Genomic DNA, 14,865 nt, shown 5'->3' with positions numbered 1-14,865 from the left:
GATATTAGAACGAGTTAGTTCATTTAGTATAGCTAATTTTTGTTCTGCACTGTATTTTGATTTCCTAGACATATAAAATACCCTCCAAGTATAAGATGAATTTTCTATTTCATCTGTATACTTAGAGGGCATTATAGCCATTACGACAGGTTTTTTTATTATTTACTGACAAGGACTGGGTGGTGAAGTGTGACATCTTTAACGGAGAAACGTTCTAAACCGAGATGAACGATATCTTTGATGAAGACGACACGGGTCTGTTTGTCTGATACCTTGAGAGTTACAGCATCAAAACGATTTTTGATCGGATCGAGTTTCCCACTGAGTGTTTCAGTCGTGCCATCCTTTAGTGCTAAAGTGAGGGTAGCTGTTTTTTGAGAACGAATCGCTTGTTGTAAGAAAAGTGTAAGTTGCTTTGGTGGGATACTTGCAAAATCTGTTGTACGTGGAGTAGGCGTTGTTTGTTCGAGTTCGAAGAATGATTGTGCTTTAGTATGGAGATTTTTAGTCAATTTGCTCAAATTTTCAGGGCTGAAGAATTTTTTTAGTGTCATGGTAAATACCCTCCTAGAACATTTGTTTGATATTTATATTATATGAACATCCGTTCGATAAATCAAGAGAAAATTTGGATAAAAATATATTGATGTAATTTAGAGGGGAACTAGGTATTTTACAGAATAGTATAATATATACAATAAGTGGTTCTTGATTAGGGGATTGCTCATGACATGAAAAGCCTTAGATTTTTTTGAGAAAATTTAATTAAAATCTGCAAAAATGGACATGACGACTTGAAAAAAGCCTTAAAAAAGTGCACAATGGTATATAAACTTATAAATTGAGGAGTTATAAAGCGCATGGCTAAAAGAGGAATGTTGATCGTCCTTTCAGGTCCTTCTGGTGTGGGGAAGGGGACTGTGCGAAAGGAGATCTTTTCACAAGAAGGAAACAACTTTGACTATTCGATCTCAATGACGACTAGACAAATGCGACCAGGCGAAGTTAATGGTAAAGATTATTACTTCGTTTCAAAAGAAGAGTTTGAAAAAGAGATCGCCGACGGAGGCATGTTGGAATATGCTCAATATGTTGACAATTATTATGGAACACCATTAAAATACGTTAATGAGATGCTTGATGCGGGTAAGGATGTCTTTTTGGAGATCGAAGTCAAAGGTGCAATGCAAGTACGTGAAAAAGTTTCAGACGGCTTGTTCATCTTCTTGACCCCACCTGACCTAATGGAACTTCGCCAACGGATCATCAATCGTGGGACTGATGATCTAGAAACGATCGATAAGCGTATGGAAAAGGCAAAAGATGAGATCGAAATGATGCAAAATTACGATTACGCGGTCGTAAACGATGAAGTTTCTAAGGCAGCAGAAAAGATCAAAACTATCATTCGGGCTGAACGTTGGCGTGTTAAACGTTTCTTGCCTGATTATAAGAAACAATTAGGGGTCGACTGACCGCTTTGAGTCGAGAGCTAAGAAGTTTAAATGTGAGGCAATAGCGCAATAAATCTAGGAAAGGAAGAGACTATATTCTTCACAAGTTTATTTTGACTTGTTCACATTCATATAGTTGAGAATATTCAATGATTTTATACCCATCAGTGGATGAACTTTTAGAACGTGTCGATTCACGTTACTCTTTGATCATGCTTGCATCTAAGCGTGCACACGAACTTGATGCCGGTGCACATCCGATGTTGAGCGAATATGAATCGGTAAAAAGTGTTGGCCGAGCTTTAGAAGAAATCGTTGCCGGTGACCTTAAGATCAAATCTGAAGGTGAAGAAGGCTAATATAGCAGAGTGAGACTGAGGTTGACCTTGGTCTCATTTTTTTTGAACAACTAAAAATATTAAATTTGAGGAATGTGCTAAAATATGTATAGATAATTAAAGGGGCTGATTTTTTGGAGAAAAAACATATAGCGATCTATGTAAGTGGTGGGATCGCAGCCTATAAAGCAGCTATTTTGGCGCGACTCTTCGTTAAACAAGGTGCAAAAGTCAAGATCGCAATGACTAAAGCGGCTCAAGCGTTCGTTACACCACTGACATTTAAGGGCTTGACCCATCAAGAAGTTTATACAGATCTCTTTGAAAATGATTCACCTGTGCCACATATCGAGTTAGCTGATTGGACTGATCTAGCTGTAGTAGTACCAGCTACAGCTAATGTGATCGCTAAGATGGCTAATGGGATAGCTGATGACTTTGTAACGACTGCTTTATTAGCGACGGCAGCGCCTAAATATGTTGTTCCTGCTATGAATGATAAAATGTGGACCGATCCAGCAACTAAGCGTAATATTGCACGATTGCAGGCCGATGGTGTTGCAATTTTAGAACCAGTGACAGGCCTACTAGCTGAAGGTTATGCCGGTAAAGGTCGGATGCCTGAGCCAGAAGATATCTATGCTTGGATCGCTGAAGTAGAAAATATCGAACAGGATCTTAAAGGAAAAAAAGTTTTGATAAGTGCAGGTGGAACTAGAGAAGCGATCGATCCGGTCAGATATATCGCTAATCGTTCGAGTGGAAAAATGGGGTATGCCTTAGCCAAGCAAGCTTTAGCCCGAGGAGCAGAAGTTACTCTGGTCACTGGTCCGACTAAACTAACACCACCAGCAGGAGTTACGATATGTAAGGTCCAGACTGCCACGGAATTAGAAAAAGCGATGCTCAACTATTATGACAAACAAGATATTGTGATCATGGCAGCTGCAGTGGCAGACTATCGAGTTAAAACCGTTGCGGAACAAAAGATCAAAAAAAATGCTGAAACATGGCAATTAGAGCTGGTAAAAAATCCAGACATTTTAAAGCGGTTAGGTGAATTAAAGCGTGATCAAATATTAGTTGGTTTTGCGGCTGAAACGACTGATCTGTTATATCATGCAACTAAAAAGTTACAGCAAAAAAATGCAGATCTCTTAGTTGCAAATGATGTTTCACGAAAAGATATCGGCTTTGGTGCTGACGATAACGAAGCTTGGCTGTTGACAAGGGAAAACGCACCTAAAGCTACTGGTAAGCTAAAAAAGACGCAATTAGCTGATCTGATCTTGAGTTTTGCTTTGCAGTTACGAGGTGAGTGCTGATGGCACATTATGCGCAAGTTATCGTTGATGTGCCTGCGATGCAAACTAATCGTCCATATACGTATGAGTTACCTCAAGAATTACAAGGGCAAGCTCAGGTAGGCATGCGAGTGATCGTCCCTTTTGGTAAGGGAGAACGGCAGATCCAAGGTTTCATCGTCGGTCTGACTGACGAATATGAGCTTGAAATCGCACCTAAGCGAGTTACGAGTTTAATGGATCTAGCTCCAGTTTTGAATAATGAAGCTTTACAATTAGCCGATTGGTTAGCCCAAAAGACATTTTCATTTAAGATCCGTTGCCTACAAGTGATGTTGCCTAATGCTATGCGTGCAAGCTATTCTAAGAGTTTGCGTTTGCTTTCAGCTGTTGAATTACCTCAAGAACTGAACTCACTTTTTGCTGGAAAGTCAGAGATCGAATTTGATGAAAGTAAATTGTCGACACAACAATTGAATAAGTTGGCACAAATGCGCCAAGCTGGTCATTTAGAAGTAGTCTATCATGTTAAAGATCGGGCTAGAGCAAAGCAGGTCGGAGTGGTGACTTCGCTAGTCGATGAACAAAACTATGCCCAATTCAAAGCCAAAGTGCGGAAAAACGCTCATAAACAATTGGAGTTATTAGAATTTTTATATCAAAATTCGCACCAAAAGTTTTTGCAAACAAAGCTGCAAGCAAGTTTGCAGATCAGTTTAAATCAATTAAAAAAAGCAGCTCAGCAAGGATGGCTAAAGTTAGCCCAGCAAGAACGCTATCGTGATCCTTATGGTGATAAGGCGCTCCAAGCGACTACACCTAAGCAATTAACGTCTGAACAACAGCGAGCAGTCGAACAGATCGATCAAGCGATAATAGCTAAAAATGCGACTACGTTTTTATTGGAAGGTGTGACCGGCAGTGGTAAGACTGAGGTTTATCTTCAAGCGATCGCTCATGCATTGGACCAAGGGCGTTCGGCTTTGATGCTCGTACCAGAAATATCACTGACGCCACAAATGGTCCAAAGAGTCAAAGAGCGTTTCGGTAAAGATGTTGCGATGTTGCATAGTGCGTTATCAGATGGTGAACGTTACGATGAATGGCGTCGGATAGAGCGCAAGGAAGCCAAAGTCGTAGTTGGTGCGCGCTCGGCTATTTTTGCACCTTTAAATGATCTGGGGTTGATCATTATTGATGAAGAGCATGAAGCAAGTTATAAACAAGAAGATATGCCACGTTATCAAGCTAGGGATGTGGCGCTTTGGCGTGGAAAATACCATAATTGCCCGGTAGTTTTAGGTTCGGCAACCCCAGATCTAGCGACACGTGCGCGCGCCAAAAAAGGTGTTTATCAACAATTGAATTTGACTAAACGGATCAATGGTAGCTCTTTGCCACAGGTCACTTTAGTCGATATGCGTGAAGCTGTTAAGACAGCACCTGCCCCAGATTTTTCGCAGGTACTGCTTGATCAGATCACTAAACGCTTGGCAAGAAAAGAACAGGTCGTCTTGATGCTGAATCGGCGTGGTTATTCATCGTTTGTTTTGTGTCGCGATTGTGGCTTTGTCTTGAAGTGTCCGAATTGTGATGTTTCGTTGACCTTACACATGGATACGCACTCGATGAAATGCCATTATTGTGGCCATGAAGAAGCGATCCCGCACCGTTGTCCAAGTTGTGATAGCAAAAAGATCCGTTACTATGGGACCGGAACTCAAAAAGTCCAAGCTGAGTTAGAAAAGTTGTTACCCAAAGCAAGGATCTTGCGGATGGACGTTGATACGACACGTAAAAAAGGCGCACATGAGCGATTATTAGCTAAATTTGGGGCGCATGAGGCTGATATTTTATTAGGAACGCAAATGATCGCTAAAGGGTTAGACTTCCCCGAGGTGACTTTAGTTGGGGTTCTAAACGCTGATACAGCTTTGAGTTTGCCAGATTATCGTTCGAGTGAACGGACTTTTCAACTTTTGACACAGGTTAGTGGACGGGCTGGTCGTGCCGATAAGACCGGTCAAGTGGTCATTCAGACTTATAATCCAGAGCATTACGCGATCCAACTAGCCTGTCGTCAAGACTATGAGCAATTTTTCTTCTACGAGATGAATTTGCGCCATTTGAATAATTACCCACCGTATTACTATACGATCAAGATCACAGTTAGTGCTAAAAGTGAGGCAGAAGCTGCTAAAGAAAGCTTTGTGATCAAAAAAGGACTCGATCAATGCTTGAGTTCACAAGCGCTAGTTTTAGGCCCAACACCAAGTTCGATCTTAAAGATCAAGAATCGGTTTTATTACCAATTAGTGATAAAATATAAACAAGAACCCGCTTTGGAAAAGTATTTACAAGAATTGCTCTTACAAAGCCAAAGCGGTGAGAAAAAAGGGCTCATGGTCGTAATCGATCGTGAACCAGTCAATTTTTTATAATGTTAAGTAAAGAGGATGATAAGTGAAATGACATCAGTAGTATTTATGGGGACGCCACAATTTGCTGCCCCGATCTTAGAAGGTCTAGTAATCAATGGATATGATGTAAAAGCAGTTGTGACCCAACCAGATCGTTATACAGGACGTAAACGGGTCTTAACAGCTTCACCGGTCAAAGAAATGGCTTTAAAATATGGGATCAAGGTTTTGCAACCAGAAAAGATATCAGGTAGTCCTGAGATGCAAGAGATCATCGATCTACAGCCAGACCTGATCGTTACAGCTGCTTTTGGTCAATTTTTACCTACTAAACTGATACATGCAGCAAAGGTCGGCGCGCTCAATGTTCACGGTTCATTATTGCCTAAATATCGTGGCGGAGCTCCAGTGCAGTATGCAATCATGAATGGGGATGATAAGACTGGTGTCACGATCATCTATATGGTCAAAAAGATGGATGCCGGTGCAATGCTAGCTCAAAAAGAGATGCCGATCGGACCAAAAGACGATACAGCTTCGATCTTTGAAAAGATGAGCATCTTAGGGCGCGATACCTTATTAGAAATGTTACCACATTTGATCGCAGGTGAGATCAAACCAGTTGAACAAGATGAAACAAAAGTCATCTTTTCACCAACGATCAAACCGGCAGAAGAGTGTTTGAGTTTAAATCTGACAGCTAAAGAACTCGATTGTAAGATCCGGGCATTACGACCAGCGCCAGGCGCATACTTTGCCGATCTCAAAGGCAAGCGAACTAAGTTATGGGAGATCGAACCACTAGCGCAAACAACAGAGTTTGAAGCTGGGACAGTGGTCGAAGTTTCAAAACATGAGCTGATCTTAGCCGCAGCTGAAAATACGACTTATAGTGTTAAAATTTTACAGCCAGCAGGTAAACCTAAATTAAAGATCACCGATTATTTAAATGGTATCGGTCAAGGATTAAAAGTAGGGCAAAAGGTAATTTCAGATGGCAAAGAAGATAAATAAGACACCGCGTTATTTAGCTGTTGAATTGCTTGAAAAAGTCGAAAAGCAAGGCGCGTACTCAAATTTAGCACTCAATCAAACGATCAAACAAAACGAACTGACAAAGCGGGATGCACATTTATTGACTAACATCGTCTATGGTGTGATCCAACATAAGCTTACTCTTGAATATTATTTAAAGCCGTTTATCAAACAGCCAAATAAATTACAAAGTTGGGTCAAACAACTACTTTTAACGGCGCTTTATCAACAGATCTATTTGGATAATATTCCTAAACGTGCGATCTTTAATGAAACGATCGAGATCGCCAAAGTCAAGGGGCATACCGGGATCCGGAAGTTTGTCACAGGGATCTTGCACGCGATCGATCGCCAAGGCTTACCGAGCTTAGATGCGATCACTGATCCGATCAAAGCTTTGAGCATTACAACTAGTACGCCTCGGTGGTTGGTCGAACAGTTGCAAAAAGAGGTCGGTGTAGCTAAAACTAAAAGTATTTTAGAAACGGTCAATCAACCTCCAAAACAAACGGTCCGTGTCAATACTAAAGTGACGACAGCTAAGGCACTAGTCGAACAGTTAGAGGCTGAAAAACTTGAAGTGGCAAAAAGCTCAGTTACACCATTAGCTTTGCAAGTCGACACTGGCTTTATTCCAGCTACAGAAGCTTTTAAAACCGGTCAAGCGATCGTACAAGATGAAAGTGCGATGTTGGCAGTTGAATCGATGGCGCTCAAGGTAGATGATCAAGTTTTAGATGCTTGTGCAGCACCAGGTGGAAAAACCACGCAGATCGCTGCTCAGTTAGAGACAGGACAAGTCACCAGTTTGGATATCCATAAGCATAAAGTGGCTTTGATAGAGCAAAATGCGCTCCGTGCCCATGTTAAAGCACAAGTGAGGGCTTTGCAACTGGATGCACGTAAGGCGTCCGAAGAGTTCGATAAGGCAAGTTTTGATAAAATACTAGTAGATGCTCCTTGTTCTGGGATCGGCTTGTTACGGCGTAAGCCAGAGGTCAAGTATGAGAAAAAATATCAAGATTCATTAGCCCTTCATAAGATCCAAGTTAGTATTTTAGATGCGGTGGCGCCGTTACTAAAAGTCGGGGGTACACTGACATATAGTACCTGTACGATCTTAGACAGTGAAAATCAACAAACTGTCTCGGCGTTTCTAAAAGCTCACCCAGAATTTGAGCAGGTCAAAACAAAAACGGCTTTTGACCTCAAAGCCGATCGTCAAGAACTGGGTTTGACGATCTATCCTGATGATTACTTATCGGATGGATTTTATATCGCAACATTAGTTAAAAGAACTGAGGTGTAACAAGATGAAGATCGCATATACGAGTGATGTTGGCCAAGTCCGACAAGTCAATGAAGATCGTGTCGCGACATTTAAAAATAAAGCTGGTTTTAGCTTTGCGATCGTGGCAGATGGTTTAGGCGGACATTTAGGAGGAGAAGTCGCTTCTGAAATGGCAGTTTCTCACCTTGGCTACCTATTTGAACAGACAGAGTTAAGTGATGCAACAGCAGCAATAAAATGGCTCGAAGATCAAGTGATCGTTGAAAATAATAGTATCTTGAAACGAGCTGATCAGTATCAAGATCTAGCTGGAATGGGGACGACACTTGTATGTGCGATGATCTTTGCTGACCAGATCGCGATCTCAAATATCGGTGATAGTCGAGCATACTTGTTACATGCAGATGAATTTGAGCAGATCACAGAAGACCATTCTTATGTCAATGAATTAGTCAAGCGGGGTGAGATCAGCAAAGAAGAAGCTAAACATCATCCGCACAAGAATATTATTACACGGACGTTAGGAGTCTCTAGGCAAGCTAAGATTGATTCATGCATTTTTAAGTTATTGCCGACTGATATGTATTTACTTTGTTCGGATGGCTTGACGAACATGTTAGATGATGAAAAGATCAAACAGATCTTAGAGTTACCAGAACTGTCTTTGCAAGAAAAAGCTGAAAAACTAGTTGAGCAAGCTAACTTAGCTGGGGGTTCGGATAATATCACAGTTTTGATAATTGGGTCAGATGAGGAGGACGATGAAAAATGAGAGCCGGTTATGCGATCAATGGTCGCTACCGCATCATCCGCTCTTTAGGCGAAGGTGGCATGGCTAATGTTTACCTAGCTTACGATCTGATCTTAGAACGTGAGGTGGCAGTTAAGCTCTTACGGCTAGATCTAAGCGACGATAAAGCTGCGATCAGACGGTTTCAACGTGAAGCTAATTCGTTGATCGAGCTCGATGATCCACATATCGTTGATATTTTCGATGTTGGTGAAGATCATGGGATGCAGTATTTGATAATGGAATATGTTAAAGGGATGGATCTTAAGCGCTACATCGAAAAGCATAAACCGTTGGCCTATGCTAAAGTGATCGAGATCATGGAGCAAATCTTGTCAGCAGTAAGAGAAGCACATAGCCATGGGATCATCCATCGCGATCTAAAGCCCCAAAATATCTTATTAGATGAAGCGGGGAATGTTAAAATAACTGATTTTGGGATCGCGATCGCCTTAGCTGAAGAAACGATGACTAAGACGAATACGCTGATGGGATCAGTTCATTATATTTCACCCGAACAAGCGCGTGGCAGCATGATAACTCAACAATCTGATATTTATTCATTAGGGATCATTTTATTTGAAATGTTGACGGGGCGCGTTCCATATGATGGTGAAACAGCCGTTTCGATCGCATTGAAACATTATCGCAGTCAGATGCCATCGCCACGTTCATTTAAGCAAGATATCCCGCAGGCTTTAGAAAATATCGTTTTGCATGCTACTGCTAAAGATCTTAATGATCGTTATCAAAATGTGGAAGAGATGCAAGGTGACCTAGCAACTTGTTTAGATGAAAAACGAACATCTGAGCCACGTTGGCATCCGCGGATACACGTGGAAGAAGAGACTAAGATCTTACCTAATTTTTATGATGAGGTAGCTCGTGAAGATAAAAACTTAACTAAGACGATACAAATTACACCAGAATCTCAAAAGGTAGTGAAAAAACGGCCTAAACGGTTAAAAATTTGGCTACTAGTGATCTTATCGATATTAGTGGTTCTAGGGATGCTTATTTATACGCTCCCAAGAGATGTATCGGTCCCTAATTTAAAGGGGATGCATAAAAAAGAAGCTGTACAGCTATTGGAAAGTCAACGCTTGAGTCTGGGTAAAGTGACTTATCAATACGATGATCGCTATGATGCAGGCTGTGTGACCTTTACTTCTCCAAGTAAGGGAACGACAGTCAAACAGCGCACTAAGATCGATCTGATCTTATCTAAGGGGCTACCCAAAAAAGCTTTTGGGGATTATCGTGGTCGTGATTTTAGTGATGTTAGTCGTAAATTGAAAGCTCAAGGGGTCACGATCAAACAAAAGAAACAATATTCAGATAGTGTAGCAGGTGGTGAAATAATCGCCCAATCGATCTCACCTAAAAAGAAAGTTGCATTTGCAAAAACAACGGTAACATTTACGGTCAGTCAAGGGCCCAACTTTGAGGGAATGATCGATCTAACAGGCTATACTTTGAGTGAGGCTAAGGAATATGCAAGCGAATGTGGCTTAGAATTAGTTGTGAAAAAAGCATCAAGTTCAAAGAAAAAGGCTACGTTTGTGATCGCCCAAGAGCCAGCAGTAGGGACACCTTTGCATGAAGGTGATGTGTTGGAGATAACTTTGGGTAGTAAGAATGAAAATGTTCCCTATAATTATGAAGTAGAATAGAAATGAAAGGTGATAAAGTAATTGACAAAAGGACAGATCAGACAATCTTTAAGTGGCTACTATGATGTAGTTACTACTGATGGTATAGAGTATCGAACTAGAGCGCGGGGAAATTTTCGCAAAAAAAAGCAAACTCCGCTGGTAGGAGATTTTGTAGAGTTTAAAGCACAAAAAGCTGATGAAGGCTATATTTTAGAGATCTATCCGCGAAAAAATCAGTTGATCAGACCACCAATGGCTAATTTAGATACAGCTCTTGTAGTCACTGCTTGTGTCCAGCCCGATTTTTCCAGTAATTTACTTGACCGTCAGTTAGTGATGTTAGAGGCCAACGATGTCGCACCAGTTTTGTATTTTTCAAAATATGATCTCCTCACAGAAGAAAAAAAGGCAGAGCTTGACCCGATCCTCAACTACTATGCTAAGTTTTATCCGGTTTATCGTGGAGGCCTGCCAGCTAGACTTGAGACGTTAGAGACGATGTTGGCAAAACTCCACCATCAAGTCATCGTTGTTATGGGACAAACTGGTGCGGGTAAGTCAACGCTTTTGAATCAGCTAGAGCCAAATTTGAAGCTAGCAACTGGCGAGATCTCCAAAGCTTTAAGTCGCGGACGGCATACGACGCGTAAAGTTTCCCTTTTGCCGATCGGAGATAATTTATTAGCCGATACACCTGGTTTTTCATCCTTTGAATTATTAGAGATCACTAAAGAACAACTTCCAGCGCTCTTTCCAGATCTTGTAGCCCATCAAGCTGAATGTAAATTCAGGGGATGTTTGCATATCAATGAACCTAAATGTGCGGTCAAGGCAGCGGTAGAGTCGGGCGAGATCATGCCTAGTCGCTATGATAATTATCAGTTGTTCCACGATATGATCATAAATCAAAAGCCTAAATATAGATAACGGAGGAATTTAATATGAAGATTGCACCTTCAATTTTAAGTGCCGATTTTGCAAACTTGAAAGATGATGTTTCTGTAGTGGAAAAGGCAGGAGCTGAATATTTACACATTGACATAATGGATGGTCATTTTGTCGATAATTTAACGTTTGGAGCTAATGTAGTAAAGGCTTTGCGTAAGCATTCGGAGCTAGTTTTTGATTGTCATATGATGGTCGATGAACCAGAAAAATATATTACTGACTTAAAAAAGGCAGGGGCTGATATCGTTGGGGTCCATTTAGAGGCAACACAGCATATCCATCGAGTTTTGAGTCAGATCAAAGCTAGTGGTCTAAAAGCAGAAGTTGTTTTGAATCCAGGGACCCCAGTTATGGCAGCATCTGAGGTTTTATCACTAGTCGATCAAGTGTTGATAATGACAGTCGATCCAGGTTTTGGTGGCCAAGCTTTTATCCCTGAAACAGTAGCCAAGGTAGCTGAATTGGCAGCTTATAAAAAAGAACGTGGACTTGACTTTGAGATCGAAGTCGATGGTGGGATCAATGCTGAAACGATCAAAGAAGTTGCTCAAGCGGGAGCAACAGTTGCAGTTGCTGGTTCATACGTTTTTAATGCAAAAGATCCAGCGATGCAGATCGCAACGTTAAAAGAGGCTGCTAAATAGGATGCAGTTAAATTTATTAGTCGGAGGTCCAGTGGATCATTTACCACCGGGGCTTTTGCAAGCTAAAAAAGATGAACCATGGGTCGGTGCAGATATGGGGGCAGTTCGCTTATGTCAAGCAAAGGTCAAACCCTTGTTAGCTGTTGGCGATTTTGACTCTGCAACTGAAGAACAAGTTAAATTAGTCAAAGAAGCTAGTCAAGCTATCTGTAGTTTGCCAGCAAAAAAGGACTATACTGATACTGAAGTAGCCTTATTAGAGATCGAACGCCGATATCATCCAGAGCAGATCATGGTCTATGGGGCTACTGGGGGACGAAGTGATCATTTTTTGGCTAATTTATTTAGCATTTTACGTTTAGATTTTCCAACGTTTGTACCTAAAGTTTGTTTCAAAGACTGTCAAAATGAGATTCGGTTTTATTTACCTGGAAGTTATACATTGACTAAGTTAGAGGAGATGAGTTATCTCTCATTTATTTCGCTGACACCGGTAACTAAGCTGACGCTTCCTGATGAAAAATATCAATTATTTGAGCAAGATCTTTCATTACCGACTGCATATGTCAGTAATGAATTTATTGGAGAAAGTGCTAGTTTTAGTTTTGATAGTGGCGTGTTGTGTGTTATTCAAAGTAAAGATAGTTAAAAAAATAATGGTCACCAATAATTTGGTGATCATATTTTTTTGCAGAAAATATTGCTTTTTGATTTGTTTTGGATTAAAATTAACGAAACATTAATTAATATTTAAGTAATGAATAGCATGAGGGGGAGTATTATGAAATTTAAACGATTGATGACTGGCGCACTTGCTTTGGCAGCCACAGGCTTATTAGTGACAGCTTGTTCAAGTAAGCAAAAAGCAAATTCTACGGGACAGGTAGCTTCAAAACAAGTCTTGAATTGGAGTTATTTAGCTGAATTAGCGACCCTTGATCCATCGAAGGTCTCGGATGCCTATAGTGGTGATATCATCAATAACTCGATGGAAGGTTTATATCGCTTAGGGAAAAATAGCAAGATCGAACCAGGATTAGCGACACAAACAGAAGTCTCAGATGATAATTTGACATATACTTTTAAATTAAGAAAAGATGGCAAATGGTCTAATGGAGATAAGGTGACAGCACATGATTTTGTTTATGGTTGGCGCCGAACTGTTGATCAAAAAACAGCTTCACCATACGCTTATCTCTATAGTGGGGTCAAAAATGCTGATGCGATCATCAAAGGTGAAGCTAAACCTGAAACTTTGGGGATCACAGCCAAAGATGATCAGACGTTAGTGGTGACTTTGGAGAAGCCGATCCCGTATTTCCAACTATTGTTAGGTTTTGAACCATTCTTACCACAAAATCAAAAAGCAGTCGAAAAATTTGGTGATGAGTATGGAACTTCAGCCAAGACAATGGTCTATAATGGACCGTTCGTAGTTGATGGGTGGACTGGTTCTAACTTGAATTGGAAACTAAATAAGAATCCAAATTATTGGGATAAAAAGAAAGTCAAACTCGAAACGATCAACTTTAAAGTCAATAAGAGTACGACGACATCGTATAATCTCTATCAAAGTAAACAACTCGATTACACGACTTTGAGCAATGAACAGGCTAAGCAATTGGCAAAAGATCCAGCATATAGTGTCTTAAAGCAAGCGCGGACTACTTATCTAGAATTCAATCAGACAAGGGAAAGTTTTAAGAATTTAAAGATCCGTCAAGCACTATCCTATGCAATCGATCGGCAAGAATTAGCTAAAAATATCGTTGGTGGTGGTTCGCAACCAAGTCTAGGGATCGTTTCCCAAGGTCTAGCCCAATACAAAGGGCAAGATTTTGCTCAGGTAGCTAAAACCACAGCTGGCGTCAGCTATGACAAGAAAAAAGCCAAGGAATTATTAAAAGAAGGTTTGGCTGAATTGGGTCAAGATAAGTTAGCATTTACTTTAATGAGTAGTGATGACGATGTTTCAAAGAAAGTAGCTGAATTTATCCAAAGCCAGCTAGAAGAAAATTTATCTGATGTTAAAGTTTCAGTGCAAAGCGTTCCATTGAAAACACGGATCGCCCGTGGTGAAAAAGGTGACTTTGATGTCCAGTTAAGTGGTTGGTCAGCCGATTTTGCTGATCCGATCAGTTTTTTAGATCTCTTTACTAAAGATAATTCTTATAACTTTGGTAAATGGGAAAATGCGGAATACGACCGCTTGATCGAAGCCTCCAAGACGACTGATGCGAGTGATAAAGCTAAGCGTTTTGATGATCTAGTCCAAGCGTCTAAAGTCTTAAGCGAACAACAAGGCGTGGCCCCACTTTATCAAACTAATGTACCACAGTTGACAAATGTGACTGTCAAAGGTTTGATCCAAAATTCAGCCGGTGCTACTAACAATTGGAAAGAAGTTTATATTGTTGAGTAAGTAAAACGCCCCGTAATAGGCCTAGTGCTATTTACGGGGCGTTATATGTGTTTTAAGGTAAAATAAAAAGCCCTCAAGTTGGGGCCTGTAAACGCCTCGATTAGACGCGTGTAACTTTACCGGATTTCAAAGCACGAGCTGAAACCCATACCTTCTTAGGCTTGCCGTCAACCAAGATGCGTACCTTTTGCAAGTTTGGCTTCCAGCTACGGTTTGTTTGGTTCAAAGCATGGGAACGCTTCTTGCCAAAAGTTGTCTTACGACCAGTTACAAAATCTTTAGCCATGATTATATCCTCCCTTATCTCGAATTAAGGAGCAAGGGGTCTTGCTCATTCACTAAATAAAATTATCATAGATAGCGCGCGATTGCAATAGTTTTCTATAAAGTAATTTTGCTTGACAGCTATAAATGCCTAAAACATAGGATTTTTTCAAAAGTTAAATTTTTATCTAAACTAATTTGGGCGATCTAACAGGGAAGAATGTCAGTAGTTAAAGGGTAAAAAAGATAAAATGAACAACTGTTTTTGGGCAATTACGATAAACATGGTATAATGAAAAG

Annotated in this window: 14 protein-coding genes; 12 read left to right on the top strand and 2 right to left on the bottom strand. The window is 40.5% G+C overall.

The window, feature by feature from the left end:
* Nucleotides 1–158: 158 nt before the first annotated feature.
* On the bottom strand, nt 159–554 hold the full coding sequence (locus Q9Q35_RS00360; protein ID WP_304651642.1) for a hypothetical protein: 396 nt from the start codon (nt 552–554) through the stop codon (nt 159–161).
* A 306-nt stretch (nt 555–860) separates the two neighbouring features.
* Between Q9Q35_RS00360 and gmk the strand changes: the two genes are divergently transcribed.
* The 12 genes from gmk to Q9Q35_RS00300 all read left to right on the top strand — a co-directional run bounded on the left by gmk (nt 861) and on the right by Q9Q35_RS00300 (nt 14,301).
* Nucleotides 861–1,475 carry a guanylate kinase gene (gene gmk, locus Q9Q35_RS00355; protein ID WP_304651641.1) on the top strand — a complete coding sequence of 205 codons (615 nt, stop codon included), beginning with the start codon at nt 861–863 and terminating at the stop codon, nt 1,473–1,475.
* 128 nt (nt 1,476–1,603) lie between these two features.
* Nucleotides 1,604–1,813, top strand: a complete 210-nt coding sequence (gene rpoZ / locus Q9Q35_RS00350) for a DNA-directed RNA polymerase subunit omega (protein ID WP_004047376.1) — start codon at nt 1,604–1,606, stop codon at nt 1,811–1,813.
* A gap of 113 nt (nt 1,814–1,926) precedes the next feature.
* Nucleotides 1,927–3,117, top strand: a complete 1,191-nt coding sequence (gene coaBC, locus Q9Q35_RS00345; RefSeq protein ID WP_304651640.1) for a bifunctional phosphopantothenoylcysteine decarboxylase/phosphopantothenate--cysteine ligase CoaBC — start codon at nt 1,927–1,929, stop codon at nt 3,115–3,117.
* Nucleotides 3,117–5,537, top strand: a complete 2,421-nt coding sequence (priA, locus tag Q9Q35_RS00340; protein ID WP_304651639.1) for a primosomal protein N' — start codon at nt 3,117–3,119, stop codon at nt 5,535–5,537. The genes coaBC and priA overlap by 1 nt, the downstream gene beginning before the upstream one ends.
* Nucleotides 5,538–5,564: 27 nt before the next feature.
* On the top strand, nt 5,565–6,530 hold the full coding sequence (gene fmt / locus Q9Q35_RS00335; protein WP_304651638.1) for a methionyl-tRNA formyltransferase: 966 nt from the start codon (nt 5,565–5,567) through the stop codon (nt 6,528–6,530).
* Nucleotides 6,511–7,860, top strand: a complete 1,350-nt coding sequence (rsmB, locus tag Q9Q35_RS00330; RefSeq protein WP_304651637.1) for a 16S rRNA (cytosine(967)-C(5))-methyltransferase RsmB — start codon at nt 6,511–6,513, stop codon at nt 7,858–7,860. Before fmt ends, rsmB begins: the two co-directional genes overlap by 20 nt.
* Nucleotides 7,861–7,864: 4 nt before the next feature.
* A complete protein-coding gene (locus Q9Q35_RS00325; RefSeq protein WP_304651636.1) occupies nt 7,865–8,614 on the top strand; it encodes a Stp1/IreP family PP2C-type Ser/Thr phosphatase in 750 nt (249 codons plus the stop codon).
* Nucleotides 8,611–10,305 carry a Stk1 family PASTA domain-containing Ser/Thr kinase gene (gene pknB, locus Q9Q35_RS00320; RefSeq protein ID WP_304651635.1) on the top strand — a complete coding sequence of 565 codons (1,695 nt, stop codon included), beginning with the start codon at nt 8,611–8,613 and terminating at the stop codon, nt 10,303–10,305. The genes Q9Q35_RS00325 and pknB overlap by 4 nt, the downstream gene beginning before the upstream one ends.
* Before the next feature lie 21 nt (nt 10,306–10,326).
* Complete coding sequence (gene rsgA / locus Q9Q35_RS00315) at nt 10,327–11,214, top strand: ribosome small subunit-dependent GTPase A (RefSeq protein WP_304651634.1); 888 nt, start codon at nt 10,327–10,329, stop codon at nt 11,212–11,214.
* 14 nt (nt 11,215–11,228) lie between these two features.
* Nucleotides 11,229–11,879, top strand: a complete 651-nt coding sequence (rpe, locus tag Q9Q35_RS00310) for a ribulose-phosphate 3-epimerase (RefSeq protein WP_304651633.1) — start codon at nt 11,229–11,231, stop codon at nt 11,877–11,879.
* A gap of 1 nt (nt 11,880) precedes the next feature.
* On the top strand, nt 11,881–12,528 hold the full coding sequence (locus Q9Q35_RS00305; protein WP_304651632.1) for a thiamine diphosphokinase: 648 nt from the start codon (nt 11,881–11,883) through the stop codon (nt 12,526–12,528).
* A gap of 132 nt (nt 12,529–12,660) precedes the next feature.
* Entirely contained in the window at nt 12,661–14,301 is a 1,641-nt protein-coding gene (locus Q9Q35_RS00300) for a peptide ABC transporter substrate-binding protein (RefSeq protein WP_304651631.1), read from the top strand.
* Between the two features lie 100 nt (nt 14,302–14,401).
* On the opposite strand, the gene rpmB is transcribed toward Q9Q35_RS00300, so the two are convergent.
* A complete protein-coding gene (gene rpmB, locus Q9Q35_RS00295; protein ID WP_004047397.1) occupies nt 14,402–14,587 on the bottom strand; it encodes a 50S ribosomal protein L28 in 186 nt (61 codons plus the stop codon).
* Between the last annotated feature and the right edge of the window lie 278 nt (nt 14,588–14,865).

The organism is uncultured Ligilactobacillus sp. (assembly GCF_948826705.1).
Classification (GTDB): domain Bacteria; phylum Bacillota; class Bacilli; order Lactobacillales; family Lactobacillaceae; genus Ligilactobacillus.
Note: the sequence above shows the minus strand (reverse complement) of the source record. Positions and strands in the feature narration are given on the sequence as shown.

Excerpts from the sequence above, each read along its gene's own strand:
- gmk (WP_304651641.1), top strand. The coding sequence starts at position 861 with ATGGCTAAAAGAGGAATGTTGATCGTCCTTTCAGGTCCTTCTGGTGTG.
- Q9Q35_RS00305 (WP_304651632.1), top strand. The coding sequence starts at position 11,881 with ATGCAGTTAAATTTATTAGTCGGAGGTCCAGTGGATCATTTACCACCG.
- pknB (WP_304651635.1), top strand. The coding sequence starts at position 8,611 with ATGAGAGCCGGTTATGCGATCAATGGTCGCTACCGCATCATCCGCTCT.
- rpoZ (WP_004047376.1), top strand. The coding sequence starts at position 1,604 with ATGATTTTATACCCATCAGTGGATGAACTTTTAGAACGTGTCGATTCA.
- Q9Q35_RS00325 (WP_304651636.1), top strand. The coding sequence starts at position 7,865 with ATGAAGATCGCATATACGAGTGATGTTGGCCAAGTCCGACAAGTCAAT.
- Q9Q35_RS00360 (WP_304651642.1), bottom strand. The coding sequence starts at position 554 with ATGACACTAAAAAAATTCTTCAGCCCTGAAAATTTGAGCAAATTGACT.
- rpmB (WP_004047397.1), bottom strand. The coding sequence starts at position 14,587 with ATGGCTAAAGATTTTGTAACTGGTCGTAAGACAACTTTTGGCAAGAAG.
- rpe (WP_304651633.1), top strand. The coding sequence starts at position 11,229 with ATGAAGATTGCACCTTCAATTTTAAGTGCCGATTTTGCAAACTTGAAA.
- rsmB (WP_304651637.1), top strand. The coding sequence starts at position 6,511 with ATGGCAAAGAAGATAAATAAGACACCGCGTTATTTAGCTGTTGAATTG.
- Q9Q35_RS00300 (WP_304651631.1), top strand. The coding sequence starts at position 12,661 with ATGAAATTTAAACGATTGATGACTGGCGCACTTGCTTTGGCAGCCACA.
- fmt (WP_304651638.1), top strand. The coding sequence starts at position 5,565 with ATGACATCAGTAGTATTTATGGGGACGCCACAATTTGCTGCCCCGATC.
- priA (WP_304651639.1), top strand. The coding sequence starts at position 3,117 with ATGGCACATTATGCGCAAGTTATCGTTGATGTGCCTGCGATGCAAACT.